This is a genomic window from Paenibacillus brasilensis, from assembly GCF_009363115.1.
Taxonomy (GTDB): domain Bacteria; phylum Bacillota; class Bacilli; order Paenibacillales; family Paenibacillaceae; genus Paenibacillus; species Paenibacillus brasilensis.
On the sequence record NZ_CP045298.1, the window covers coordinates 192,479 to 218,330 of the forward strand.

Sequence of the window (25,852 nt, forward strand, 5' to 3'; positions counted from 1 at the left end):
GTGAATATTTATCCTAATAATACAAATTTATTCTTGGTTTTGTCAATACTCTCCGATATTTCAATTCACTCAAAAGGCGACAAAGTTCATTGAATGAATCTACATGTAAAATGGGATACAGTAAGCTGTTATCTTGACGGATTTGGAAATGAAATTATCGGCTGAATTTATTATAAAATCCTGCATATGGCAATTTTTCCACTACAGGCTTTTCACTGTGTACTAAATACAAATTAGTGAGTAAAAATTCTCATCTGCTAGCGTACACCAGCGCCCGGCGGTCACGCGATGCCTGAAGCCTCATCTGGAGCACGTCAAGAAGACGCAGGGCAGATCCTGCATTTCACCGCGAAAGCCGGACGATGACGAAAGCGGTTATGAGATTCGAACCCGTCACTGCCGAGTGCAGATTGCAGCGAGTGTCCACTGAAAGCCGAAAAGCACCAAAGTGAAAGGAAACCAGGGATTTCGGCGTTTCCTGCTTCGCGGCTTACCCAAAGTAAGCCTGGAGGCCGGGTGGCTTTGCCTTGCCCACAATCTGCTTTAAAAAGCAGCGATAGCGGAAAAACGCAAACGGGACAACGTAGGATAGGTCTCTGCGTTGTCCCGTTTGAACGTATCGGTGGTAATGCTCATCATCGATACGATTTTCAGGGGCATTTGAGACAGCCCCTTTATTTTATAGTGCTATTCTTATATATCCATTAATCCGTTTATTAGAACCATTGATGATGGAATACGCCTTCTTTGTCCACACGTTTGAACGTATGTGCGCCGAAGTAGTCACGTTGCGCTTGCAGCAGGTTTGCTGGCAAACGTTCAGTGCGGTAGCTGTCATAATATGCAAGCGCGCTGGAGAATCCAGGCACTGGAATACCTTGGGATACAGCTACAGAAATCACCTGACGCCATGCATTTTGATAATTTTCTACTACGTTTTTGAAGTAGGAATCCAGCAACAGGTTTTTCAGGGCAGGATCACGGTCATATGCATCCTTGATGTTTTGCAGGAATTGTGAACGGATAATGCAGCCGCCACGGAAAATCATAGCGATTTTTCCATATTTCAAATCCCAATTATATTCATCGGAAGCTGCACGCATTTGAGCAAAGCCTTGAGCATAAGACACGATTTTACTTGCAAACAGTGCCTTACGTACGCTTTCGATAAATTCTTTCTTGTCGCCGCTGAAGGATTCAGCATTAGGACCACTCAGCACTTTGCTTGCGGCAACCCGCTCGTCTTTCATGGCAGACAAGAAGCGGGAGAATACGGACTCGGTAATCATGGACAGTGGTACACCCAGATCCAGTGCACTTTGGCTTGTCCATTTGCCAGTACCTTTTTGACCTGCTGCATCCAGAATAACATCTACCATTGGTTTGCCTGTTTCAGGATCATATTTGGAGAAGATGTCAGCCGTAATTTCAATCAGATAGCTGTCCAGTTCGCCTTTATTCCACTCCGTAAAGATTTCATGCAACTCTTCAGCACTCACGTTGAGGACTGATTTTAACAGGTGATAAGCCTCACCAATCAATTGCATGTCGCCATACTCGATACCGTTATGCACCATTTTTACGTAGTGACCAGCACCGTCAGGACCGATATATGTACAGCATGGGTCGCCCTCCACTTTAGCAGAGATTGCCGTCAGAATCGGCTCTACCAGTTTGTAGGCACTTTCTTGTCCACCCGGCATGATGGCAGGACCGTTCAAGGCACCTTCTTCACCACCGGATACGCCTGTACCAATAAAGCGAAGTCCTTTTTCTTCCAGCTCCTTGCTGCGGCGTTGTGTATCAGGGAAGTAGGCATTGCCTCCGTCTATAATAATGTCGCCCTTGTCCAGATGAGGCACAAGCTGTTCAATCGTAGCATCTGTTGCTTTACCCGCTTGAACCATGATCAGAATTTTACGGGGCGATTCCAGTGAGTTCACAAATTCTTCAATGGAGAAAGTACCCGTCAGTTTTTTACCTTCTGCTTCTTTGATAAGATCGTGCGTTTTTTCTGGAGAGCGGTTAAAAACCGAGACGGTGAAGCCTCTGCTCTCAATATTAAGGGCCAAATTCTTACCCATTACCGCCAGGCCGATCACACCAATCTGCTGTTTTGCCATCTGGTTCCTCATCCTTTGCAACATATTTTTTATTCTATATCGCCGCTTTACCGCATTACACTTTATGTGAATCGGAACACGCGCACTTCTATTTTAACGTTTTTGGTGTCAGAAGTGAACCCCTGTCTGTTTGCAGAGCAAAACACCCCATTTTCATGAGGTGTTCAGATGTGCTACGCTTCCATCATCAGCAGTTGGCGGGATAGCGTTTGCAGGTGCTCTTGGCATTTCCCGGCTTTGGCCTTATCTCCCTCAGTTATCGCCATGAACAACTTCTCCAATTCATCGTCCACTTCCATTTTGAGCAACAGCAACCGGGCTTCACCTTCATTGGAGGCGTACATATCCTCCATTTCCTGTACTGACAGCACCGGTCCCTTCTGATAAATGACACGCTGCTTAAAGCCAGTTACCTCGACCAGACGAATGACCTCACCGAACAAAATATTTTCCACTAAAATATGATGGTCCTTGACTCGTTTGACAACGGCATGACCCCGGGTGCTTCCAATCAGCTTCTCCAGCCACTCGGCCAGCTTGGCATCGCGGATCACATAATCTCCAGCCAGCTTGTAGTGTCCTGTGCGCAATTGTTGAAAACGGAGCTTCACCAGCTTGCGCCCGGTTCTCACCGACAAAACCAGATACGACTCATCCTCGCTCCAGTACAGCGAATACCCTTCCGATATCAAATCCTTGATCAGATTATGGATATGCCGACGGCTAAACCGGAGCTCTAGATTACAATATTCTACCTCACAGCCCTTGTTCACGGCATTCCCTCCTTTTTCAAGTCCGATTCAAGAAGTCCGGCTACAGCAAGCCTGCGGCTTTCCCGCTTGATCTTCCCTTGCTCTATTTTATACTTCATTTTATGTAAGGGTACTTGGTTATTTGACCTATTTTTATGAGTAACAGCGCACAATCCTACTTTCGCCTTATATGCTTGTACCAAGCCCGGTCTAAAGTCGGTCAAGCCGGTTGACATTATGCTATAATCGGACATATTACGCCAAACGATATGGATTAACCAGATACAGGAGGAAACGGAATGACATTCAGTGGATTTACTGCAAAAGACTTTGAGGTTTTTGAAATACCGGGGCTGGAGCCTCGCATGGAGGTATTAATTCAGCAGGTTCGCCCCAAGCTGGAGGCGATTGGCGAGGAGCTAGCCCCGTTCCTGACAGACTTATGTGGCGAAACTATGCATGTTCACGTTGCCAAGCATGCACGGCGAAAAGTCAATCCTCCCATAGACACTTGGGTGGCGTGGGCAGCGAATAAACGCGGCTACAAGGCGCTGCCGCATTTCGAGGTAGGTATGTTCGCTTCCCATATCTTCGTCATATTCGCAGTCATTTATGAAAGTCCGAATAAATCCACGTTTGCCCAGGCGCTTGAAGCCAACCTGAGCGATGTGCGCGCTAACATACCTGGTCATTTTTACTGGTCCATGGATCATATGGCTCCAGAAGGCACAGAACAGCAGCAAATGGACACTAAAGCGTTTCAAAACATCATTAACAAGCTGCAGCAGGTGAAAAAAGCCGAGGTGATGTGCGGAGTCCGTATTGATCGGAATGACCCTCTCGCCAGTGACGGAGCAGCGTTGCTGCAGACGGTACGCTCCACCTTTGAGCAATTGCTGCCACTGTACCGGATGGCTTTTCCGAAAGAGTAGCCTCGCTCGCTTTTAAGGCAATGTTTAGGCCCGAACGGTTCTTCTACGCGGATGACGCGCTAGAGCCAAATGGCAGCCAAACATAAGCAGCATCACGACACCACTAATGATAAATGGGGCTGTGTGTCCTGCACGGTCCCATAGGAATCCTGACACGAGCGGACCAATAACCATACCCGAGCCTTGGAGCGTGAGAAAAAAACCCCATACTGTCGCTCGTTCGCTTTCCGGGATCAGTTGGGCTAGAAACGTATTCCAAGCAGGCAAAATGAGAGCATATCCTAAACCAATAAGCGCGACGGCTAAGAACACCAACGGAATAGATCGGACAGTTGAGAAGAAAAACAACGTAATTCCGGTAAGCAAAAAACCAATGTGCAGAAAATACTCGGTTCCAAGTCGGTCAACCAGCTTACCACACGGAATCAGTGCCAGTACAGTCACCCCACCGCCTGCAATCAAAAGAACGCTGTACAGGTTCGGTGAAACTCCGAGGTCCGTCCTTGCGTACAGCGTCAGTACCGGGCTGATCAGACCGATAACAAACGACTGCAGGAACAGAGCCGGATAAATAAGGGGATTGACGTTTAGCTTGGTTTTGAGCGTGCGGATCGTTTCCTTGATTCCTTTCCATAGTTGCTGCTTTTGCTTTATGCCCCTACCGGAAGACACTGCAGCGCTTCGTCGGGGGTCTCTTGCAGCAGTTATTTTGTTCGATCCAGGCAGCATGAGGGCAACCAACAGCAGTACGATGCTGCACCCTATCAAAATCAGAAACACCATTCCGTAAGAATGCCCATAATATGCCATAGCAAAGTTCATAACGAGCGGCCCAAGCCCCGTCCCGCCCATGGACGCAATTTCCAGTGTGCCCATCGCTGCGCCGTTGCTGTTATTAGGTCCGGACATTTCAGTCGTTCCGGTCATGACACAAGGCCAAAGTGGAGAGGTGCCCAGTCCGAGCAGCAGGCACGCTACCACGAGCCACACAGGCTCTGTCAGCACGCTTAGCATTATGATCGCCACAAGTGTAAACAACAGCGCGGTCGACATCGTTCCCCGGTAGCCGAGCCGTTCGGCCATCCAGCCCGCCGGCGCCCGGAACGCATTGTCGCCAAAATATTGAAGTGAAAAGGCCAAACCGATTATGCCCGCCGACAGCCCGAGTGTTTCCCCCATATATACCGGCAGGATGGCCACCAATAGAGAGCCCTTCATAAATTCGACCAGAAATACCAGCACCCATAATTGTGCAAAAAAAGGAGACCATAACCGCTGCGATACAGCTTTTTTCTGTCCAATTTGCCTCATCCGTCCCACATCCTCACCTTCGTTTTTTGGATTATCAAGTCCAGGTTCTCCCACTACTGCACTCTTCCACAAATAAATGCATCCTTAACCGCTTGCATTCCTACTTCAAACTGCTATACTCAATTTTGTTCTATTATCAATTGCACAGGATTGTCGAATCCTGCATGAAAGGTTGTGACAACACTAATGAATCAAAGCAACACCCCGCTTTTTACTGCTTTGAAAAAGCATGCTCAGAGCAACCCGGTTCAATTTCACATCCCAGGTCATAAAAAGGGAGTGGGAGCAGACCCGGAATTTCGTGAATTTATGGGGGATAATGCCTTTTCCATAGATATGATCAATATCGCTCCATTGGACGATCTGCATCAGCCATCAGGCGTGATCGAAGAAGCTCAAAAACTTGCAGCAGAAGCCTTCGGAGCTGATTATACTTATTACAGTGTGCAGGGGACAAGTGGAGCCATCATCACCATGATTATGTCCATTTGCTTGCCGGGTGATAAAATTATTGTACCCCGAAATATACACAAATCCATAATGTCTGCCATTATTTTCGCCGGTGCAAAACCGGTATTCATATCTCCAGTCAGTGATGAGGATCTCGGTATTCACCACGGGGTTACAACCAAGTCCGTACGCCGGGCGTTGGAGCGCCATCCTGACGCCAAGGGCGTCCTTGTCATCAACCCGACATATTACGGTGTGTGCGCCGATCTGAAGGAAATTGTAGATCTCGCTCACAGCTATAATGTGCCGGTCCTGGTCGATGAGGCTCACGGGGTACTGATTCATTTTCATGCTGATCTGCCGATGTCCGCCATGGAGGCGGGAGCAGACATGTCAGCTACGAGCGTTCACAAGCTGGGCGGTTCCTTGACACAAAGCTCGATTCTGAATGTGAATACAAAGAACGGATACATTAATCCGCAGCGTGTTCAAACTATTTTCAGTATGCTGACTACGACATCCACTTCGTATATTCTGCTGGCTTCGTTGGACACATCCCGACGCAACCTGGCACTTAACGGCCATGAAATAGCACAACGCGCTCTGGATTTGGCTGAATATTGCCGTGCAGAGGTCAACAAGATTGAAGGTCTGTATTGCTTTGGAAGTGAAATTCTCGGCACTGAAGCCACCTATGATTATGATCCAACCAAAATTACGGTTCATATCCGCCATTTGGGCCTTACCGGGTACGACGTGGAAAATTGGCTGAGAGATCACTACAATATCGAGGTTGAGCTTAGCGATATGTACAATATTCTCTGTCTGGTGACCCCAGGGGATACCAAAGAGGATGTTGAAATTTTATTGAAAGCTCTGCGCGAGCTGGCTGCTATGCATTATTCTACAGGTCAGCAGCATGAGCTGGTTGTAAAAATACCCGATATCCCGCAGCTCTCTCTCATTCCAAGAGACGCGTTCTACGGAGATACGGAAGTCGTTCCATTCAAGGAATCAGCTGGTCGTATTATTGCAGAGTTTATTTATGTATATCCGCCTGGTATTCCGATCCTGCTGCCGGGCGAAGTGATTTCTCAAGACAATATTGATTATATTGTCGATCATGTAGAAGTAGGCCTGCCTGTTAAAGGGCCTGAGGATCGGACGGTGCATCAGGTGAAGGTTATCGTCGAAACGGACGCCATTTCATAATGCTGACCTGAGAAGCCCTGCTTGAATATTTGGTCAACAAAAAAAGCCCCCGCTTTGGGGGCTTTTAATGTCTTGAAGTGCATTCTAACAGCTGCTATATCCAATCCAATTCTATTCGTACTGGGCAACAAGCTCGCTATATGCAGCTTCTACACGTTTCCATTCATCTTCGTCCTCAATATTGTAAAGCACCATTTCTTCGTTTTCTTCTTCCATACGAAGAATAATGCCATCCGCTTCAGGATTGCCTCGCTCCAGCAGAAGGGCGTAAACGTGATCTTCTACGTCAAAGGTCTCTACCAGCACCATTTCTACATCTTTACCATTTTCATCAGTTAGCGTAAGAACCATTTCTTCATGTTCGTGGTCATGATCGTGGTTGCAGGCTTCACCGTGTTCATGTTTGTGATCACTCATGGAAATACCTACCTTCAAATTGTTTTATTTTCCCTCGTATCGTAACATGATCAAGGATGCAGGTCAATTTGGGGTATGCCTAATTTATTGCTGTAATGACTTTTTCAGACACTAATGTGTAGCTGCTGTCTTTGCTTTCTTTAATGTAAAAACCGACACGGTAATTCCCTGCTGTTTTGAAATCATACGTAAAGTCATTGGTACGGAACCAGAAGTTATCCTTTTGTGCTCCTTTGATATCCTGGGACTGAATATCCATTACATTGCCTGAAGGGTCGGTGATTGCTACCTTCACTCCAGAGATATCCGTTTTCAAGGTATCAATTTGACTGAATACATTGAATTTCACCTTGTTGCCCTTATTCACGTTACCAAATACAGTATCTCCCTTGAATAGGAACATATGCACATTAGGCTGGTCGAAAACAACTTTTCCGCCAGAAGGATCAAAGTTTACCAGTCCGTTAAAGTCACGAATTGGCACGTACGTTTTCCCATCAATGACAACTGCGCTATCCTTCGACACCTCTCCATTAATGATCAGCTGCACTTGGTCCTTAGCGGATTCCGCCGAAATGACGGTCCCTCCCATTATCGAAAAGGCCATCATTAAGGCCATCACTTTTCTCCATTTCATCACTACATATCCCTCCATCGTTATCAGTTAAAAAACCTTCTGTTGTACATTTATACCTAGCTCAGCAGCACAAGTTGCGCTGTGCTTCACAAATTGTCCAAAGTTTTTGCATAGGAAGCCAAATCCTTTAGTTCCAACAGTATAGATGATAAAATACGACTGTAGATGTCCTATACACATAGCCTGGAGGGTGAGCCTAAAATGAGTCTGACGATACAAATGCTGGGTACAGGTAGTGCCTTTGCTAAGCATTATTATAACAACAACGCGCTGCTGGATAGCGGAGAAGGCAAACTGCTAATTGATTGCGGAACTACCGCTTCTCTGGCTCTGCACCAAATGGGCGTCCCCTTGCCTGAAATTGACGCCATTTTAATCACCCATATTCACGCGGATCATGTCGGAGGTCTGGAGGAATTCGGCTTTCAAATGAATATTCTCCATCGTCGCAAGCCTAAGCTTTATATCGCTGAGCCATTAATCCATCCACTATGGGAGCATACGCTCAAGGGCGGGATGGCGCAGCAAGGCATGATTGAAAAGCTCGAAGATGTTTTTGAGGTAAACATACTAATACCTGGTAAAGCTGCTACATTAGTATCTGGTATCGAGGTGGAGCTCATCCCTACGCGGCATATTCCCGGTAAAAGCAGCTACTCCCTATTTATTAATGGTCGTCTTTTTTATAGTGCAGATATGATTTTTGATTCTGATTTGCTTCATCATCTGGTGTATGAGCGAGGATGTCAGAGCATTTTGCATGAGGTGCAACTGCAAGGTGCAGGAGAGGTCCATACGACACTGGACGAGCTGCTAAGCTTATCAACACCTCTTCAAGAGCGAATTCATCTGATGCATTATAGTGATGATATGGAACAATTCCGGGAAAAGGCTGGAGTCATGTCCTTTCTGGAGCAACAACGCAAGTATGACCTTGCCGAATTGGAACGTGCAAAACAGTAATACTAATACACTCGAGAAAATAACAAAGAGCCGCCAAGCCTTCCTATAGAGGATAACTGGCGGCTTCTGTATATTCTTGCGTTTGGTATGGGCTTAAATTTTAGTGTTGGAACCAAGGTCAGAACAACGGCAGCTGATCCAGATTATTGGTAGGATCCCCATCGGCATCGCCGCGAATTCGTTTGCTTCCATCCTTCGCCTTGAACACATTTACACCTGCAATCGCGCCTGCTTCAATCTCGTTCAATGCCTGATTATAATCCAAAATCCGACCGGTGGACGTCTGAAAAGATGTAAGATCGCCATCACCGTTTTTGCGTACTGCTGTGATCTGTTCACGTTCTGTGTTAGCCATGCTGCATCGCTCCTTATCCATAGTATAGTGGAGGAACTTTTACTAGCATGCACGGTGTACAGAATAATATGCATCACAAGCTTATTATCTTGTACGAATCGTTTACAGCTCTTTACGCATGCGTACGTGCGGTATTCCGGCATCGTCAAAAGGTTCATCGGATACCGTCTCATAACCGAGCTTTTCATAAAACTTTTCAGCTTGGCATTGGGCATCCAACAGCGAATATCTTAGACCCAGCTCACGCGCGCGCTCTTCCAGTGCCAGTAGCAATATACGCCCATAACCCGCTGCACGATGCTCCTTAAGCACGGCAATACGCTGCATTTTAGCAGTATCGTCCTCATAATACGTCAGCCGACCAGTAGCCACCATTTCACCGTCGTCACAAATTAGCAAATGATGGACGTCATCTCCCAGCTTGTCATAATGATCAATCTCCAGCTCCAGAGGCACCTTTTGCTCCTCAACAAACACTTTGGTACGGATAAATATCGCTTGCTGGAGCTGTTCCTCTGTCGTTACACTTACAATTTCTGCGGCCATCCTCTGCTCTCCCCTATGACTAATTCAATTGACTATCCCGGTAAATTTGAATTATATATATAAATGATGATGAAGTACAAGTTGTCTTTATTTTTTGCTTTACATATATGGTTAATATATGATATTATCTAGTAACCGCAGGACGGTAGCTCAGCGGGAGAGCATTATCTTGACAGGGTAAGGGTCATGGGTTCGATCCCCATCCGTCCTATACGTCAAAAGCCTTGATGATCAAGGCTTTTTTGTTTTTCAGAAATCATTGGATAGAAAAATAGCGTCGTAATCAGCACCATTTTTCTATTCCTCTAGCCTTCTAACACCGTTACGCCAAACTTTTGTGCTGTAGATGGAAGTAAGTCCGGTCCCACATCCCAAATCCAGCATTCGCATTCCTTTCTGCAGATGCAGATTTCCAGTTAGTTCCTCGATCATGATAATCGAACTAGGCCCCTTGAGCCTCTCCTACTTCTTCATTTGATATTTCCAATAAAGCAATTCTTCATCTTTGTGATCAAGTTGGAACCCCAATTTCAACAACACATTCCTAGAGCTGATATTGACAGATTCGCATCTCGCCGTAGCCGGGATCATGCTCGCAGGCATTGCATTTCTACCGCTGCTTGCCCTGGTCGTAGTGCTGCTTTTTGTAGGCATGATGTGCCTTGGCGCTGGCAACGGTTCCGTATTCCAGCTCGTGCCGCAGCGGTTTGGAAACGAAATAGGGCTCATGACCGGCATTATTGGCGCTGCGGGTGGTATTGGCGGGTACTTACTTCCTTTAATTCTCGGCAATCTGTACAAATTAACAGGTTCCTATATGCCGGGCTTTATCTGTCTGAGTCTGATCACCTTCTGTGCCTTTGCTCTCGTCATCATCATGCAGCTGAAATGGCGCAACAGCTGGATGAGCCCTCCTGCTCCAGTTAATGATGAAGCCACCCGTCGTCTCGGCGAATTAAAGGTTGATGTCCAATAAAGCTACCCTTTTTTCAGTTCAACCCATAAGCTTTAACTTCAATGATATAAAATTGAAGTTAAAGCTTTTTTTATTTTAAGTCATAATGCAATGAAAAAAATCACATTTAATAAAAATTTACCGAAAATATCATGAAAATTAAATGAATATTTCATATGAAAATCAAAGAAAAACGTTTCTATTTTCATAATTTTTCATATGAAAACACTTATATAACCATTTTTCACACAACATACTTGTTCACTTGGTCTAAAATAAGGCGTATACTTGTTCACGCAATGTTCAAGGTGTAACGAAATGTAATTTTTTAGAAAGAAGGAATCAGAATGCGTGCTTTTCATCTTACTGAAGACGGATCTATTGAAACCAAATTAACAGGAAAAGATCTGCTCGCCAATCCGTTGCTGAATAAGGGAGTGGCTTTTACTCTTGAGGAACGGCAACAGCTTGGACTTGACGGCCTGCTCCCTCCTACCATATTAACCATTGAGGAGCAGGTTCAACGGGTATATGAGCAATTCCAGAGCCAACCGGACAATTTACGCAAAAACGTTGCGTTAAATGATCTGTTTAATCGAAATACCGTCCTGTACTATCGTTTGCTCTCCGAGCATCTAAGCGAAATGCTTCCAATTGTTTATACGCCAACGGTTGGTCAGGCTATACAGGAATACAGCCATGAATATCACAAACCCGGTGGCATGTATTTATCTATTGATAATCTCGCAGGAATTAATGAAGCTTTTAAAAACTTGAACCTGGAACCTGATGATATCGATCTCATCGTCGCCACAGATTCCGAAAGTATTTTGGGTATTGGTGACTGGGGAGTCGGGGGAATTAACATTTCCATCGGTAAGCTTGCTGTTTATACAGCCGCTGCGGGAATTGACCCCAGCCGGGTACTGGCAGTTGTTCTTGATGCAGGTACAAACAACGAAAAACTGCTGGAAGATCCACTATATATGGGGAACCGTCATAAACGTGTTCGCGGAGAGCAATATGACCAATTTATTGACACGTATGTTCAAACTGCGCTCTCTTATTTCCCGAATGCATTGTTGCACTGGGAAGATTTAGGGAATGTTAATGCGCGCAACATTATCAACAAATATGGAAGCCGTATTTTGACATTCAATGATGATATTCAAGGTACTGGCGCGGTTACACTCGCAGGTGTGATGTCCGGTGTTCAATTGTCTGGAATCCCGCTGAGCAAGCATCGAGTTTTAGTCTTTGGTCCAGGTGCTGCCGGTATCGGTAATGCAGATCAAATTAGTGCAGCCATGATGCTGGAAGGACTGTCTGAAACCGAAGCCAAACGCAACTTCTGGGCTTATGATTACCGCGGCCTGCTTACCAATGAAACGGAGGGGCTTTTCCCGTTCCAAGTTCCTTATGTACGAGATGCCGATGAATGCCGTGACTGGGAACATGCTGAAGATGGTAAAATCCCTCTGCTGGAGGTCGTTCGCCGTGTGAAACCGACGATTATGATTGGTACCTCCGGTGTTGCCGGGGCATTTAGTGAGAAAATCGTGAAAGAAATGGCCAAGCATACCGAACGTCCAATTATTATGCCTATGTCCAATCCGACTCCGCTGGCTGAAGCAACCCCGCAAGACTTGATCCGCTGGACTGAAGGAAAAGCACTTATTGCCACGGGAAGTCCTTTTGAGCCGGTAATCTACAACAATACCAAGTTTGAAATCGGACAATCCAACAATGCTTTCGTATTCCCGGGTCTTGGTCTTGGCGCAATCGTAGTAAAATCGAAAATCATTACAGACAGCATGTTTGCCGCTGCTGCCCATGCAGTAGCTCAAATGGTTGATTTGTCACAGCCAGGAGCTTCCCTGCTTCCAAAAATCAGCGAACTGCGAGAAGTATCTGAAGCTGTAGCCGTAGCCGTAGCCAAGGCTGCAGTTCAGGATGGAGTAGCACGTCGTCAGCCGGATGATATTGCACAAGCGGTTCGGGATGCAATGTGGAACTGCAATTATAAACCCATCAAACGATATGGTCAGGGAGCCGTCTTGGTTTAAAGAATAGCGAACAGCATCAAGTTGTACTTGCATACAAGCAAAGTGATTATTTAACTGATGTCCGCCATTTTTGGCGGACATCTTCATTGGAGGCGACATTGTGGCTACAGGTCATATCTTTATTATCTTAATTCCTATTTTCTTTGTCATTTTAATTGGTTATTTGGCAGGATTGTTTAAGGCGTTTAACCCCGCTTCTTCGAAAGGATTAAATACATTAGTGACCAAATTTGCTCTACCTGCACACTTGTTTATTGGTATTACGACGACACCAAGAGAAACGTTGATTCAAAAGTGGCCCTTTCTTGTCACTCTGCTTCTTGGTATAATCGGTTTTTATATTGTATTGCTCGTAGTATATCGCTTATTCGCCAAAAAAGGCTTGACTGAATCCTCCATGTTCGCATTGAATTCAACACAGCCCTCGTTTGCATTCATGGGGATTCCGGTTCTGGGAAGCTTGTTCGGAAGCGCGGCAGTCGCTATCCCGATTGCAATTACCGGTATCGTCGTTAATGCAATTCTCGATCCGCTTGCAAGTATTTTGGGAACGGTCGGCCAACGCAAAACAACAGAATCAGACGAAACTAAAGGCCACTTATTTAAAGTCACTATGAAGTCAGTCCTTCATGGACTCAGTGAACCACTTGCCTGTGTGCCTTTGATCGGTGTCGTGCTTACTCTATGTGGATTTCAAGCTCCAAAGTTACTGCAATCGATGTTTGATCAAATCGGCAATATTACTGCCGGTACAGCTCTGTTTGCCATCGGGGTAACCATCGGGATCAAAAAGATTACATTCAGTCCAAAAGCCCTTAGCATCGCTGTGCTGAAAGCCATCGTGATGCCTGTTGTTATGTTGGGTATTGCTGTTCTGGTAGGACTATCCCATGAAGATGTAACCAAGGCTGTACTGCTTGTCGCTTTTCCCGGCTCGGCAGTTGCCGCTATGATCGCTACCCGTTATGAAACACTGGAAACGGAAGCAGCATCTTCTTTTGTCATTAGCTCAGTATTATCGCTTATTTCACTCCCGCTGCTCATTTCACTTCTTGTATAATGACAGGAACTTTATAGCTCTCAGCGAGATGCAGGTTAAACATAATGATCTGGGCATCCGTTTGCTATCATTTATCTTATTTTTTAAATATTGTCCAAACAATAAAGCAATTCAACTATATTTTTAATATATTATGATTGGAAAATAGCATAACACTCCGTTTTACCGACAAGCGGCGGCCTCACAGCTTCATCAATGGTGGCCGCCGCTTGTTATTTTTATTAATTTTCCCATACGAGACCGTTTCCCTTATTATCCATTTTTTCCATTTCAATCGAAGAAATAACCTTTGTCGTTTATCAATAAGCAGTCAATATACTCCAACTTTAATAAATAGCTAACATCTAGAAAGGTAATTGACGAAATATATAAGGGATAGATGTACTAAAGCATAAAAATATAAAAACAAAGGAGAAGAAACACGTGAAAAACTTGAAGTGGAGCACTATGTCCTTTTTTGGTAAGAATCTATTAATTTCTTTTATCAACATCGTATTAATAGGTGCTATTCTCATCACATCCAGCTATATTCTTCAAAAGAATATTCTGACCACCCAGCTGCAAGATCAGGTTAAAGTGCTGACCAAAAAATGGGCACATGATGTTGACAAAGCAAAAATACAACAAGCATTGAGTGAAAAAGATTATAACGGTTCTGCTCAACAGGATCTACGCAAATTTCTCGATTCTATTCACACATTTTATCCTAATGTTGCCCAAGCTTACATATTTGGCACAGAATTAAATGAAGGAAATCAAACCTCCGTGATTAGCATTCCCACAAACTTAGTTCAATCTTTCCAGGACTCAAAGCTGAATATAGGAGATATGTACACCCTTCCGGACGCGAATGTAAAAGCTGTAAATAAAATGCTTGAATCCAAACAGTCGGCGTTGAGCAACTTTTACACTGACGATTTTGGAATATGGACTACCATTGTTTACCCGATTACAGATGAAAGCGGAAAAATCACAAGTGCCATTTACTTTGACGTAGACGCGAGCTCTGTACCTGCTGGACTTCATAAGCTCATTGTATATGGTGTATCCCTGCTCATTCTGTTCCTTGCTATCTTCTTAACGATTCAATATTTGCTGGTTAAACGCACCCTCTCCCCGATTCGCAGCCTGATGAAGGGCATTGAGGAAGTCAGCGAGGGGAATCTTAATGTAGAAATCAAGACAGGTCTGGATGACCTTGGCATCATCAATCAAAAGTTTAATACCATGATCAAGCGCATTAACGATACAATGGTAAAAGTACAGGATACGACGCAGGAAGTTACGGAGTCGGCTCAGGAATTGCTAAGTATCAGCGAGCAAAATAGTATAAACACGAACGTCATTAACAGTAATATGAAAGAAATTGCCCAAGGAATTGAAGCACAAGACAAAGCTGCAATGGAAAGCTCACGGGCTATGAATGAAATGTCTACGGTTGTTCAAACGATTGCCGGAAGCTCCTCTTCTGTGGCAGATGAAGCTTACTCTATGGAGAAACGCTCTGTTGAAGGTAATCAGGTTGTGCAAAGGGTTTCTGCTCAAATGGCTTCCATTTCCAGCTCGATGGAGAAAACCTTTGTCTCCATTAATGCACTGCAAAGCCGTTCCAACGAAATCAGCAACATCGTAAACATCATCACTGGCATCGCCAGCCAAACCAATCTGCTTGCACTGAATGCCTCTATTGAAGCTGCCAGAGTTGGCGAAGAAGGTAAGGGCTTTGCTGTCGTCGCAGGAGAAGTACGCAATTTGGCTGAACAATCCCAAGAGTCTGCCAGACAAATTGCCGAGCTGATTGAGGAAATTCAAAAAGAAATTGAGCAAACCGTAGAAGGTGTCAGCCTCGGCTCGAAGGAGGTCCAAATCGGACTGGAGGTAACCAAACAGACAGGTGAAATGTTCTCAGAGATTTTAAGTGCCGCCAATAAAGTATCGTCACAAATTCAGGAGGTTTCCAGTGCAACGGAACAGATTTCAGCCAGCACACAGGAAATGACAGCAACCTCTGACGAGTTATCGTCCACGATCAGCAAAACATCGGACAGCAGCAAACAAATTGAACATACGATCGGAGAACAAGCCCAGTCCATGGCTTCCATCGTGAATGCCTCCGACAAGCTGTCGTCGATGTCTCGCGAGCTGGAGGAGCTTATTTCATTCTTCAAAGTCGACCGAAAAGCCTAAACTGATAGCCTTTATCCATAAGTCACAGATAACAATCAAGAACCTCTATTCTGCATAACATGCGGAATTAGAGGTTCTTTGGCATTGCTGTAATCAGTTCCAGATTAGTTTTAGTTTAAAAATCCTTCCAGCGCTGAGGTAGGCTTTCCGTCAGCCTGCCAAGCACCCTTGTTGTAGCCCTTATTGTAACCCGGGGTTGCAGCCGGCTCCCAATAAAACCCCCCTGCTCCTTTGCCGCCTCCGATGTTCCGGACCTTCGTTTTGATAGAGGAAATAAATGCCTTGGAAGCTTCGGGTTCATTATAATCCATCCCGATTTCACTGATGACAATACCTTTACCGTATTTTGCAATGAGGCTATTGGCATTAGTAATCGTCTGCTCCACCTCACCCTGCCAGTCGGAAGGAGATGGATACAGAGACAGCCCGATGAGGTCAAACTGGGCTCCATTGTCAATCAGCCCGCCAATATTCCAGTTTAACGTGGAACCATTATCTCCGTTAGCCAAATGTACGATCGTCTTGGTACTGCTGCTTACCGATTTTACGGCGTTATTGCCTGTATTGACAAGCCATGCATAGTTTTTCATATTCACCGAGGCTTTGCCGTCATCCCAGAGCATTCCATTGTTCGTCTCATTGCCGATCTGCACCCAGTCTGGTGTCACGCCCTTGCTTTTCAATGTGTTCATAACATAGACAGTGTGAGACCAGACAGCATCCATAAGCTGTGTAAATGTTAAATTGCGCCATGCGTAAGGCTTGTTTTGCTGCCCTGGACCAGCCCAGGAATCGCTATAATGCAAGGTCAGCATAACGCTCATACCCAATTTTTTGGCTCGCTGAGCCAGTTCTGCCGCCTTTTCGGCATTCATGTATCCGCTTGCATAATCCTTCATGTCAGGGTTTACCCACACGCGGATGCGAACCGAATTGATCTGATAATCGTCCCGTAATATTTGCAGGACATCCCGGCGAACCCCTTTTTTATCCTTCCAGGCCATACCTTGTGCTTCCATTCCTGCTACCCAGCTTATATCAGCTCCTTTGGCGAAAGCAGGGGCGGCTGAAGCCGTCCCCACCCCTGCCGAGCCGAACGGGTATAAAATACTGGATAACAAAATCAACACCGCAAATAGTATAGTTCGGTTACTTGTTTTCATAAGTCATCTCCTCTACCTAAATTTTGCTCGCCGTTCTCTTTTGAGTTCTTCCAGTTTATACAACTCCTGATTGTTTTTGGTCTGTCTTGAGAACCTTAACAGCATAGTCATTCAATCGAAGCTTGCCGTCTTCAATCACACGATCTTCCAGCATATCCACATAGATTCGTCCATCCAGTGTAATTTCTTGCGATTCATGAGTAAAATTCAATACAAAAATATAATCGTGAACACCATCAGTACGAATCGACGTATTTACTCCATGCGGCAACTTGACATTGAGCGCTTTACTGATTCTTTCACCACCAATCAAGCTTCTGTAAAAATGACTGTTGAACGATCCCGTGTTGCGTGAAGCGATGTAATAAGCTTTTCCCTGTCCCAAACGGTTCACCGTTAAGGCTGGACGTCCTGCATAAAAATCTGAACCGTATACAGCCAGCACCTCTGCACCTTCGGTATGAATAAGATCGCATAGTTCAACAGCTTCATACTCTTCGCGCAGATCCAACTCATTGCCCTCTACCGGCAGAATCCGATTTCGGTCGTGATCGTGTAGCCCGTCGATCTCTTCCGACCAAATTCCCAGCGTCTTGCGAAGCGGCCCCGGAAAGCCTCCAAGGAAGCACAAATCATGCTCATCCACAATACCGGACCAATAGGTTGCTACAAAAATGCCACCGTTTTCAACAAACTTTTGAATTCGCTCGCCTACACCGCTGCGTACCATATATAGCATTGGAGCTACCACAAGTTTGTATTTGGAGAAATCTGCATCCATATGAATGACATCTACAGGCACACCCTGCTCCCACAAAGCCAAATAATGTGCTTCGGCTGTCTCCTCATATTTTACACCTTTATTGCGTGGCCCTTGCGAGTCGTTGACTGCCCAGCGATTCTCCCAATCAAAAATAACTGCAGCCTCCGCAGGTACAGATGTACCGATAACCTCTTCCAATTTTTCCAGTGCACTGCCGACCTCTGTCACATCCCCGAATACCCGGGTGTGCTCATGTCCGACATGATCGACGACTGCACCGTGCAGCTTTTCACTTGAACCGCCTTTTCCGCCACTGAAAATATTGCACTGTGTCTGACCCGTGTGCCACAGCCTGTAGAGACGATAGCAGATGCATTCCCGGCCGCTTCAGCTTGCTAACATCCTGCCAGTTCGTCAAACTCGGTGCACTTTCCATAAGCATCCAAGGCTTGCCTCCCTTGATTGAACGGTTAATATCGTGCATCATGGCCACTCTCGCAGCCTGACGGCTCTCATCACCTCCCCGATCATGCCACGTCGGATAGCTGTCCCACGATATCACATCCAGCAAATCAGCAAACTTCCAGTAATTCAGCCCTTCAAAAAACTCCATTAGATTAGTCGTGACCGGAAGTTCCGGGTTCGCTGCCTTGAATGGCACAATTTCATGTTTGATAAAATCTGCGGTCTGATCGGTCACAAACCGTCTCCAGTCCAAATTCATAGCATGGACCTGCGTTTCACCGTGAGGGGCCGGCGACTCAATTTGGCTCCAATCCGTAACCGTATGACTCCAAAAGGTCGTCCACCATGCGTGATTAAGCTTATCCAGCGTGCTGTATTTATCCTGTACCCAGGCGCGGAATGCAGCCTGACAATAATCACAGTGGCATTCTCCACCAAATTCATTGGAAATATGCAAGCCAATGACAGCCGGATGATTCGCATAGCGTTCGGCCAGCTTTGTATTCATGATGCGTACTTTTTGCCGGTATACTGGCGAGGTAAAACAGTGGTTATGGCGGAACCCGTGCAGGTTGCGGACACGGTTAGCCTCCACACGCAGCACCTCAGGATATTTTTGTGACATCCAGGCCGGTCTGGCTCCACTAGGAGTAGCCAAAAAAGCATAAATTCCGTTCTCGGCAAACGAATCCAGGATACGGTCGAGCCATTCAAACGTAAATACACCTTCCTCGGGTTCCAATGAAACCCATGAGAATATACCGACGGACATCACATTACATTTAGCCAGCTTCATCAGCCGGATATCCTCTTTTAGCACCTCGGGATCATGCTGCCATTGCTCCGGATTATAATCCGCTCCATGCAGCATACGCGGAACTCGCTCACTGATTGGCGGGTATTTGAATATGTTTGGATGCGACACTGTAAATCATCTCCTTTAGATCAATAGGGTTTACTCCTTGACAGAACCGAGCGTCATACCTTTAACAAAATACTTTTGTAAAAATGGATATACAATAAGAATAGGCGCTGCACCAATGAAAATTTGCGCTGCATTCACCGTCGTTTGTGAAAGCAATTCCATCTCTTTGGGACTCATACTCATAGAGCTCATGTCCTTCTGAATGATTACCGTTTGCAGGAAGGTCGCCAGCGGATAATCCTTGGCATTGCTCAAGTAGAGCAGGCCATCAAACCATGAGTTCCAGTGAAATACCATACTAAACAACGCAATCGTCGCAATGGATGGCATGGATATCGGCAAAAATATACTAAACAAAGTCCGAAAATGACCTGCCCCATCAATCAGCGCGGCCTCCTCCATCTTCTTGGGTATGCCTCTAAAAAAGTTCAGCATGAGGATGACCAGAAATGTATTAACCGCTCCCGGCAAAACAAGTACCCAAAAGCTGTCCATGAGATGAATCTTTTGAATAACCATATAGAACGGAACCAGACCACCGTTAAAAATCATACTGAATACGAACAGCCATGAATATACGTTGCGGCTGCGGAAAACAGATGATTCTTTTGAAAGTGGATAAGCAGCTAAAAAGGTAATTAGCAGCGTCAAGCCAGTACCGAGCACGGTCCGGAGAACAGAAATCCAGATAGAATGCAGAAAAATAGGATTATTCATCGTCTTCTTGTAGGCTTCTAATGAAAATTGCACCGGCCACAGTCCAACCAGATTGGCGTCTGCTGCTGATTTGGCACTAAATGATACCGCCAATACATGAATTAGCGGAACGATACACATGATGGATAAAAATACAAGCAAACAAATATTAAACACATTGAAGATGCGGTATGCCGTTGTTTTATGATACATGACTCTCCCTCTTTCAGCCTTGTGGAATCAAAATATGCGGTAGCCTGCCCATTTGTATGCAAGTCGATAGGAAACCAGAATGAGAATCATACTGATCACAGATTTAAATAATCCGATGGCAGTAGCAAAGCCCATTTCCCCGTTAATTAGCGCTGTCCGATAAACGAACGTGTCAATAATATCGCCTTTTTGGTATACAAGTGGGTTGTAAAGGTTGAAAATCTGGTCGAAGCCGGCATTCAGGACATTGCCGAGTGCAAGTGTACCCACAACCACTACCATCGGAATCAGCGAAGGTACAGTAATATGCAGCGTCTGTCTCCAGCGGCTTGCCCTGTCCATCTCTGCTGCTTCATACAACGAAGGATTGATCCCCGCCAGTGCAGCTAGAAAAACGATAGTGTTGTAGCCAAACTCCTTCCATATATCTGATACGATAACCGTAAAGCGAAACCAGTTATTATCTCCCAAAAAAAAGATGGGCTGGATTCCAAAACTCCCAAGAATGCGATTCATAAAACCATCTGTAGCCAACAGGTCAACCAGAATCCCGCCCAGGATTACCCACGACAGAAATGTGGCAGGTAGACCAGTGTCTGAATGGATCGTTGAAGTGCGACCTTGCGAATTTCATTCAGTAAAATAGCGAAAACAAACGGAACCAGCAGATTGAAAAACATCTTTAGTACCGCGATAATCAGTGTATTCCAGACGACTTGAAGGCTGTCCTCCCGTTGGAACAAAAAGCGGAAGTTATCCAATCCAACCCACTCGGAACCGGTTATCCCCAGCCAAGGTTTGTAATTTTGAAAGGCCATCACGATGCCGCCCATTGGAATGTAACTGAATACAATTAAAAAAATGATGGCTGGCAGCAGCATGATATGAAATGGCCACGTACGTTGCAGACTTCTCATTGCAGTTCCTCCTGTAACTCTCATGGTATACTTCAATTATAGAAGCGTTCCTACGATCCCAACAGTTCAAAAAACCAACATACATGGCACAAAAGCAATCATTTTTCAGTCTCGCCATGCGAATGAAAGTCTATCTCGCAGTCACGAAGATAACGCATTCATTCCCAATTTATTCTGGTGATCGGTATTAAAAAAGCTGCCCGTTTGGGACAGCCTCTCTAATCCGTTTTAACTGTTTTTACTTTTCAATGCTCTTATACCACTCATTCACTTCTTTTGTAATTTGTTCGCCTCCGGCATTCTTCCACGTCTGTACGAAGGTATCAAAGGCTGAAATCGGCTGTTTGCCATAAATAATTTCATTGAAGGTTTGGTTTTCAATCTTGTCCAAATAATTCTTTTTGGCCTTCATCGTTGGCGTAGTAGGTCCCGTGAACTGATCCTTCATGGAGATATCCTTCTGTTCCATCAACACTTTGGCAGCCGCAGGAGTACCCTTTCCGTAGTTAACCAATACATCCTTATCCAGTCGGGTTTCCGCTTCTTTGCCGTTAGCCAAACTTAACAAAGCCTTCATTTGGGCATCAGGTACACGTGCTCCATCACGAACCAGCAAATAACGAACAGAGTTTACATAACCGCCTGGTATTTTGTCGTTAGGCAACAGCTTTCCGTTCGCATCCAAATCATAGTCGTAGCCCTTAAACAGTCCATTCGACAATTCTCCGTCCGGTTTGGCATTTGCATAGTGATCAAACAAGTAATTTTGATAGGTGAAGAAAGCTTGAGGATGCTGCATTTGCTTGTTAATCAGTACGACACCATTCGTATATTGAGTCCCATGGCGCATGGCTTTGTTATCAGGCCCCACTGGAATCTTGATCGGCTTCCATACGGCGCTCGGCACATTTTTTGACCGTATCATAAAGCGGCCAGCCGCTCATCCAGTATGGCCCCGGTATGATACCTGCTGTTCCTGCGACTGCAGGCTCTGACGTTTTATTCTCATCCCACAATGCTGCTTCTTGAGAAATGTATCCCTTTTTGAACCACTCGCTCAGCTTTTGCAGACCCGGCTTCATACCAGGCTACACGGTGCCATGTTCCAGACTGCCGTTCGTGGAATACCCATTTTTTTTACATCTAGGCTATATTTGTTCCATACGTTCGCATCCTGATTCATCGTTTGCTTCCAGGAATCCGAAGCGTACTTATCGAACAACGGACCAGCTTCCGCAAACATACCGGAATCAATCATATCCTGTGCCAGTTGCTCATTTTCTGTCCCCAGTACAACGATGTCTGGCATTTCCTGACCGGAGGACATTGCCAAACGCAGCTTGGTAGCAAATGCACCATTCGTATCTGTGACAGACCAGAGTGATTTTAATACCAAATTTGTCTTTAGCCCATTTTGTCGCAACGTTATTTTCGATAGATTCACCATTTTTAAATTTTAAGGCGGGATCTACACCCCATACTGTGGAAATGGTGACTTCCGGACTGTATTTCTCTTTGTATGCGTTTTCAGTTTTAGCTGTGCTATTGGTATCTCCACCACTCCCCGTACCAGAGCAGCCCACAAGACCAACTTTTTGCTGGCAGCGGCCATTTTAAAACTGCACGCAGTCCTCCCAAGGGAGACAAAGAGAAGTCCAGTCCGGCGTCTTCTCCAAAATGTAATCGCATGCGTTGATACACATTCCATAACCCATATCCATGCTCCTTTTCTACAGACTTGTCAAGCGTTGATGTCAGGGCTGTTATAGCCTCTGTGCTCAAGCCAAGTCCGTTATCATCCACAATGAGGTGCATATACGAGCCGACATACTCAGTCACGATATGAATTATACCATCCTCCGCTTGTGGCTCTATTCCGTGCAGCACCGCATTTTCCACCAGTGGTTGCACCACAAGCGGCAGAATTAGCAAACTGTTAGCCTGTGAAGAAATATGAATTGAAAACGTCAGCCGCGGCATACGCATCTGCTGGATTTTTAAATAGTAATTCACAAACTCTACTTCCTCTGATAATGGAACCAGATCCCTTTCCTGTCTTGTCGTATATCGATAATACCTCGACAAATTATGCGCCATGGCCAGAACTGCCTCATGATTGCGGAGTTGACATGCAGCTGCTCAACATACACCTTTTCAAACAGCTCCTGGATCTGTTCGACCATCAAATTGAATTGACGGGACAGGAACAAACTCGTGACTCCCCCTTGGGCTTAATCGAACAGCATAATATCCATCCTTTAATCTCCGAAATGCACGTACAAGCTGGAGAATCGGTACTTGTACCAGCCCGTCGTTTGCGAAAGAACGGCATGAACCAGATAGCTCTCTTCTCCAATTTTCATGGTCAGATTATCAACCTCATGCAGTCCCATTTTCTCCAATTTCGTGATCAGCTTACCGGACAGCTCTTCATTTGCAGTACGATTATAGATCGTTCCTACACCTTTTTTATAATAAAAAGGCTCCTTCCGTACATTCTTTTTTTTGGATACCTGCCAGCCATCTTTTATCAATCGATTTAATTCCTTCTGGTCATAAAAACCGGCACCATTCTCAGATACAACACGCTCAAGTGAAGGTGAATAGATGTCCAGACCGGTTCTCCAATTTGATGAGCTCTCCTGAAGTCCAAGCTTGGTTTGAATACATTTGACAAGATTAATTCCATCCAGATTGAGAGTCTTATCCTTTAAAAAAATAGCTTGAAAGCTGGCAACATCAGAATCATGAATTAGTAGATGCGGCCAGGAGGATATCATTTCAATATTCGTATTCACTTGATTTTGAAAAAAAGTCAGTTGATTATAGTTAGACTGATTCAGTTCGTTACGCAACACGCCTGTTGCTGGTTTGAATAGACGTACAGAACTAGTACAGGAATCAACAATATAATAACGATGGAGACAATTTTCGTATAAAAATTAAATTTAAACAAGTGATATACACATCCTCTGCACGAAAACAGGCATACTAAAGAGTATGCTTGAGCCCTGACCTTCCCCGCTGTCATTACATACTATACAGTATCAACGGTTGGCGGTGATAAAATGTTTGACGCTAAGCAAATGGAATGGTTCAATCAACTATCTGCTGAAGATCTGGCTATTTTAGGCGCCGGCTTCACTACACTAGGGGATTTTTTTGATTTTTTGGCGTTGGTTAAGGCCAAGCAGGAACCTCCTAAGGGGAAAAAAAAGTAAGCCTACTACATTACGACTATTTCACGACGAATTTTACGCGAGTTCCATCTTCGTACTCATCCAATTGATGACTTACCCATGACCCTGCCCCACGGTTATCCTTAGGAGCTATGTATTTGACATTTGCACCTTTGCCACCCTCTGAACACATCGCCATCGGCCATTCATCTCGATCGTATCCTTTGCGAGCAGGAACTCCTGCAAGCGACTGCTTGCGATTTTGCTCTGCTCCTTCACGATCAATAGTGCACACCGATGATTTTCCCGTCTGAATCGCTTCCTTGATATGCTGTGCTGTTTGAGGATAACGATCTGTCGGAAAGTGCAGCGTAAACTGCGCCGATGAGGATGGATTTTCCTCTGTTGTTTTCGTAAGAAGATCGGCTCCTCTAAACCAATACGCGCCCGCTGCCAATAGTACTACGGATATAAAACTTAACAACTTTTTCTTCAATTTTCCTCTTCCCTTCAAGCTATTCCAGTGGATCCCTTCACCCAAGGAATCCCTGGATTTTATTTTTCGTAACCCCTTACGGACTATAAACAAAGATTGAATATTCGACGACAAATAGTTTAGAGAGGAGGCTGTACAGATGAACGATGAGATCAAACTGGCCGTGAGCCACATGCAAGCTGTTGTAATCCGGTTACACAATGGAAGTACCGTAATTGGCTGGCCCAAGCTTCTGTCTGACCCAGAAGACGACCAACGATTCAAGCTTTACGATGGCGAACACGTATATACGATTTCAGTTCAGGACGTCGATACTGTCGCACGAGTTATTGTTTAAGATAAAACAAACGACTCAATGTAATATCCAGCGGATAAGCCCAAACAAGGCACACCACAGGAGAAGACTAATTAATACTCCCCAAAATAAACCTTTAAAAAGCTTCATACCATACTGACAACCTTTCCGACTGGCTTTTCAACATTATAACATGCCAGAAAGATACCTGTCGCAGTCCGCTTCACAGCATCATCTTCATATTATATATTTTAAAATTTAAAATCACAGCGCAAAGGTAATTTGCAATAATTCCGAAAATTATGCCTGATCACCAATGAAAATGCAATCATGACATAATAAAAATCACATTTTAATCAAAATCTAATGAAATTTTTCCGAAAATAATGTATAATTATTGACATAATAAAACGTACGAGGTGATCATCATGGTATTGTTAAATAGAGTACAGGAATTAAAATTGCAACTACCTAACGAGCATCATAGCATTTCGCAATATGTGGAGCATGCACTGCATTCGATTGATAATTTTGTGGAGCAGCATCGTCAATTTGTAGCCGCTCAGGCTTTATATGGTGAGAAAATCAATGGTACGGAAGAAAGACTGTTCCGCGATACGATTTCCGAGATTAAAGCCCAATTGGTAGCTACTTTGGAAAAGACGGTTGAAGACTTCGCCCACAGAGGCGATAAGCATTGGAAAAACCATTATCAGGACGGCGTAGAGTAATTTAAAAAGTAACCCCCGGTCATTGGGACCGGGGGTTACTTTT

At 44.9% G+C, this 25,852-nt stretch carries 22 protein-coding genes, 1 tRNA gene and 6 pseudogenes; 12 read left to right on the top strand and 17 right to left on the bottom strand.

Annotated elements, in window-relative coordinates; genetic code table 11:
* Window positions 1–445 precede the first annotated feature (445 nt).
* A pseudogene (locus GCU48_RS28970) lies at window positions 446–547 on the top strand (transposase); the annotation flags it as partial.
* Between the two features lie 169 nt (window positions 548–716).
* Here GCU48_RS28970 and gndA read toward each other — a convergent pair.
* Together gndA and GCU48_RS00970 are read right to left on the bottom strand one after the other, a co-directional pair.
* Window positions 717–2,123 carry an NADP-dependent phosphogluconate dehydrogenase gene (gndA, locus tag GCU48_RS00965; RefSeq protein WP_152378750.1) on the bottom strand — a complete coding sequence of 469 codons (1,407 nt, stop codon included), beginning with the start codon at window positions 2,121–2,123 and terminating at the stop codon, window positions 717–719.
* Window positions 2,124–2,296: 173 nt separating this feature from the next.
* Window positions 2,297–2,896, bottom strand: a complete 600-nt coding sequence (locus GCU48_RS00970; protein WP_025716139.1) for a hypothetical protein — start codon at window positions 2,894–2,896, stop codon at window positions 2,297–2,299.
* Between the two features lie 278 nt (window positions 2,897–3,174).
* Between GCU48_RS00970 and GCU48_RS00980 the strand changes: the two genes are divergently transcribed.
* On the top strand, window positions 3,175–3,807 hold the full coding sequence (locus GCU48_RS00980; protein ID WP_152378751.1) for a YktB family protein: 633 nt from the start codon (window positions 3,175–3,177) through the stop codon (window positions 3,805–3,807).
* A 24-nt stretch (window positions 3,808–3,831) separates the two neighbouring features.
* On the opposite strand, the gene GCU48_RS00985 is transcribed toward GCU48_RS00980, so the two are convergent.
* Window positions 3,832–5,118 carry an MFS transporter gene (locus GCU48_RS00985; RefSeq protein ID WP_152382069.1) on the bottom strand — a complete coding sequence of 429 codons (1,287 nt, stop codon included), beginning with the start codon at window positions 5,116–5,118 and terminating at the stop codon, window positions 3,832–3,834.
* 186 nt (window positions 5,119–5,304) lie between these two features.
* On the opposite strand from GCU48_RS00985, the gene GCU48_RS00990 reads away from it, so the two are divergent.
* A complete protein-coding gene (locus tag GCU48_RS00990; protein WP_152378752.1) occupies window positions 5,305–6,780 on the top strand; it encodes an aminotransferase class I/II-fold pyridoxal phosphate-dependent enzyme in 1,476 nt (491 codons plus the stop codon).
* Between the two features lie 111 nt (window positions 6,781–6,891).
* Here GCU48_RS00990 and GCU48_RS00995 read toward each other — a convergent pair whose 3' ends face one another.
* Together GCU48_RS00995 and GCU48_RS01000 are read right to left on the bottom strand one after the other, a co-directional pair.
* The gene (locus GCU48_RS00995) at window positions 6,892–7,197 is read right to left on the bottom strand and encodes a DUF1292 domain-containing protein (RefSeq protein WP_007431055.1); all 306 of its coding nucleotides are present in this window, start codon (window positions 7,195–7,197) and stop codon (window positions 6,892–6,894) included.
* A gap of 79 nt (window positions 7,198–7,276) precedes the next feature.
* Window positions 7,277–7,834, bottom strand: a complete 558-nt coding sequence (locus GCU48_RS01000; RefSeq protein WP_152382070.1) for a copper amine oxidase — start codon at window positions 7,832–7,834, stop codon at window positions 7,277–7,279.
* A 201-nt stretch (window positions 7,835–8,035) separates the two neighbouring features.
* Between GCU48_RS01000 and GCU48_RS01005 the strand changes: the two genes are divergently transcribed.
* A complete protein-coding gene (locus GCU48_RS01005) occupies window positions 8,036–8,797 on the top strand; it encodes an MBL fold metallo-hydrolase (protein WP_152378753.1) in 762 nt (253 codons plus the stop codon).
* A 118-nt stretch (window positions 8,798–8,915) separates the two neighbouring features.
* Here the strand turns inward: GCU48_RS01005 and GCU48_RS01010 are convergent, their stop codons facing one another.
* Together GCU48_RS01010 and GCU48_RS01015 are read right to left on the bottom strand one after the other, a co-directional pair.
* Window positions 8,916–9,152 (bottom strand): DUF3892 domain-containing protein, encoded by a 237-nt coding sequence (locus GCU48_RS01010; RefSeq protein WP_025716132.1) that lies wholly within the window; start codon window positions 9,150–9,152, stop codon window positions 8,916–8,918.
* A 102-nt stretch (window positions 9,153–9,254) separates the two neighbouring features.
* On the bottom strand, window positions 9,255–9,698 hold the full coding sequence (locus GCU48_RS01015; protein ID WP_152378754.1) for a GNAT family N-acetyltransferase: 444 nt from the start codon (window positions 9,696–9,698) through the stop codon (window positions 9,255–9,257).
* Window positions 9,699–9,837: 139 nt separating this feature from the next.
* Here GCU48_RS01015 and GCU48_RS01020 point away from each other — a divergent pair.
* Window positions 9,838–9,909: transfer RNA gene (locus GCU48_RS01020), tRNA-Val, on the top strand.
* 86 nt (window positions 9,910–9,995) lie between these two features.
* On the opposite strand, the gene GCU48_RS27480 is transcribed toward GCU48_RS01020, so the two are convergent.
* Window positions 9,996–10,130, bottom strand: coding sequence for a class I SAM-dependent methyltransferase (locus tag GCU48_RS27480; RefSeq protein WP_152378755.1), 135 nt, complete (start codon window positions 10,128–10,130; stop codon window positions 9,996–9,998).
* A gap of 142 nt (window positions 10,131–10,272) precedes the next feature.
* Here GCU48_RS27480 and GCU48_RS01035 point away from each other — a divergent pair.
* The 4 genes and pseudogenes from GCU48_RS01035 to GCU48_RS01050 form a co-directional block, all read left to right on the top strand.
* Window positions 10,273–10,674, top strand: a pseudogene (locus GCU48_RS01035) (MFS transporter); the annotation flags it as partial.
* Window positions 10,675–11,000: 326 nt separating this feature from the next.
* Window positions 11,001–12,719 (top strand): NAD-dependent malic enzyme, encoded by a 1,719-nt coding sequence (locus GCU48_RS01040; RefSeq protein WP_152378756.1) that lies wholly within the window; start codon window positions 11,001–11,003, stop codon window positions 12,717–12,719.
* A gap of 100 nt (window positions 12,720–12,819) precedes the next feature.
* Window positions 12,820–13,779: an AEC family transporter gene (locus tag GCU48_RS01045; protein WP_152378757.1), complete on the top strand. Its 960-nt coding sequence runs from the start codon at window positions 12,820–12,822 to the stop codon at window positions 13,777–13,779.
* Between the two features lie 423 nt (window positions 13,780–14,202).
* Window positions 14,203–15,966 (top strand): methyl-accepting chemotaxis protein, encoded by a 1,764-nt coding sequence (locus GCU48_RS01050; RefSeq protein ID WP_152378758.1) that lies wholly within the window; start codon window positions 14,203–14,205, stop codon window positions 15,964–15,966.
* Window positions 15,967–16,076: 110 nt separating this feature from the next.
* On the opposite strand, the gene GCU48_RS01055 is transcribed toward GCU48_RS01050, so the two are convergent.
* The 8 genes and pseudogenes from GCU48_RS01055 to GCU48_RS28985 all read right to left on the bottom strand — a co-directional run bounded on the left by GCU48_RS01055 (window position 16,077) and on the right by GCU48_RS28985 (window position 23,963).
* Window positions 16,077–17,129 (bottom strand): glycoside hydrolase family 53 protein, encoded by a 1,053-nt coding sequence (locus GCU48_RS01055; protein WP_152378759.1) that lies wholly within the window; start codon window positions 17,127–17,129, stop codon window positions 16,077–16,079.
* A gap of 55 nt (window positions 17,130–17,184) precedes the next feature.
* Window positions 17,185–19,282 (bottom strand): annotated as a pseudogene (locus GCU48_RS01060) (beta-galactosidase).
* Between the two features lie 30 nt (window positions 19,283–19,312).
* Window positions 19,313–20,191 (bottom strand): carbohydrate ABC transporter permease, encoded by an 879-nt coding sequence (locus GCU48_RS01065; protein ID WP_152378760.1) that lies wholly within the window; start codon window positions 20,189–20,191, stop codon window positions 19,313–19,315.
* Between the two features lie 27 nt (window positions 20,192–20,218).
* Window positions 20,219–21,108: pseudogene (locus GCU48_RS01070) on the bottom strand (ABC transporter permease).
* 238 nt (window positions 21,109–21,346) lie between these two features.
* Window positions 21,347–22,691, bottom strand: a pseudogene (locus tag GCU48_RS01075) (type 2 periplasmic-binding domain-containing protein).
* The gene (locus tag GCU48_RS28975; protein ID WP_370881026.1) at window positions 22,651–23,121 is read right to left on the bottom strand and encodes a sensor histidine kinase; all 471 of its coding nucleotides are present in this window, start codon (window positions 23,119–23,121) and stop codon (window positions 22,651–22,653) included. Before GCU48_RS28975 ends, GCU48_RS01075 begins: the two are co-directional and overlap by 41 nt.
* A 21-nt stretch (window positions 23,122–23,142) precedes the next feature.
* Window positions 23,143–23,205 (bottom strand): annotated as a pseudogene (locus GCU48_RS28980) (hypothetical protein); the annotation flags it as partial.
* Window positions 23,206–23,366: 161 nt separating this feature from the next.
* On the bottom strand, window positions 23,367–23,963 hold the full coding sequence (locus GCU48_RS28985; RefSeq protein ID WP_370881025.1) for a hypothetical protein: 597 nt from the start codon (window positions 23,961–23,963) through the stop codon (window positions 23,367–23,369).
* A 213-nt stretch (window positions 23,964–24,176) separates the two neighbouring features.
* On the opposite strand from GCU48_RS28985, the gene GCU48_RS26700 reads away from it, so the two are divergent.
* Complete coding sequence (locus GCU48_RS26700) at window positions 24,177–24,329, top strand: hypothetical protein (protein ID WP_167518619.1); 153 nt, start codon at window positions 24,177–24,179, stop codon at window positions 24,327–24,329.
* Window positions 24,330–24,345: 16 nt separating this feature from the next.
* Here the strand turns inward: GCU48_RS26700 and GCU48_RS01085 are convergent, their stop codons facing one another.
* Window positions 24,346–24,783, bottom strand: coding sequence for a NucA/NucB deoxyribonuclease domain-containing protein (locus GCU48_RS01085; RefSeq protein WP_152378761.1), 438 nt, complete (start codon window positions 24,781–24,783; stop codon window positions 24,346–24,348).
* A 139-nt stretch (window positions 24,784–24,922) separates the two neighbouring features.
* Here GCU48_RS01085 and GCU48_RS01090 point away from each other — a divergent pair, with 139 nt between their 5' ends.
* Window positions 24,923–25,120: a hypothetical protein gene (locus GCU48_RS01090; protein ID WP_025716774.1), complete on the top strand. Its 198-nt coding sequence runs from the start codon at window positions 24,923–24,925 to the stop codon at window positions 25,118–25,120.
* A 386-nt stretch (window positions 25,121–25,506) separates the two neighbouring features.
* Window positions 25,507–25,809: a hypothetical protein gene (locus GCU48_RS01095; protein WP_152378762.1), complete on the top strand. Its 303-nt coding sequence runs from the start codon at window positions 25,507–25,509 to the stop codon at window positions 25,807–25,809.
* Window positions 25,810–25,852 lie beyond the last annotated feature (43 nt).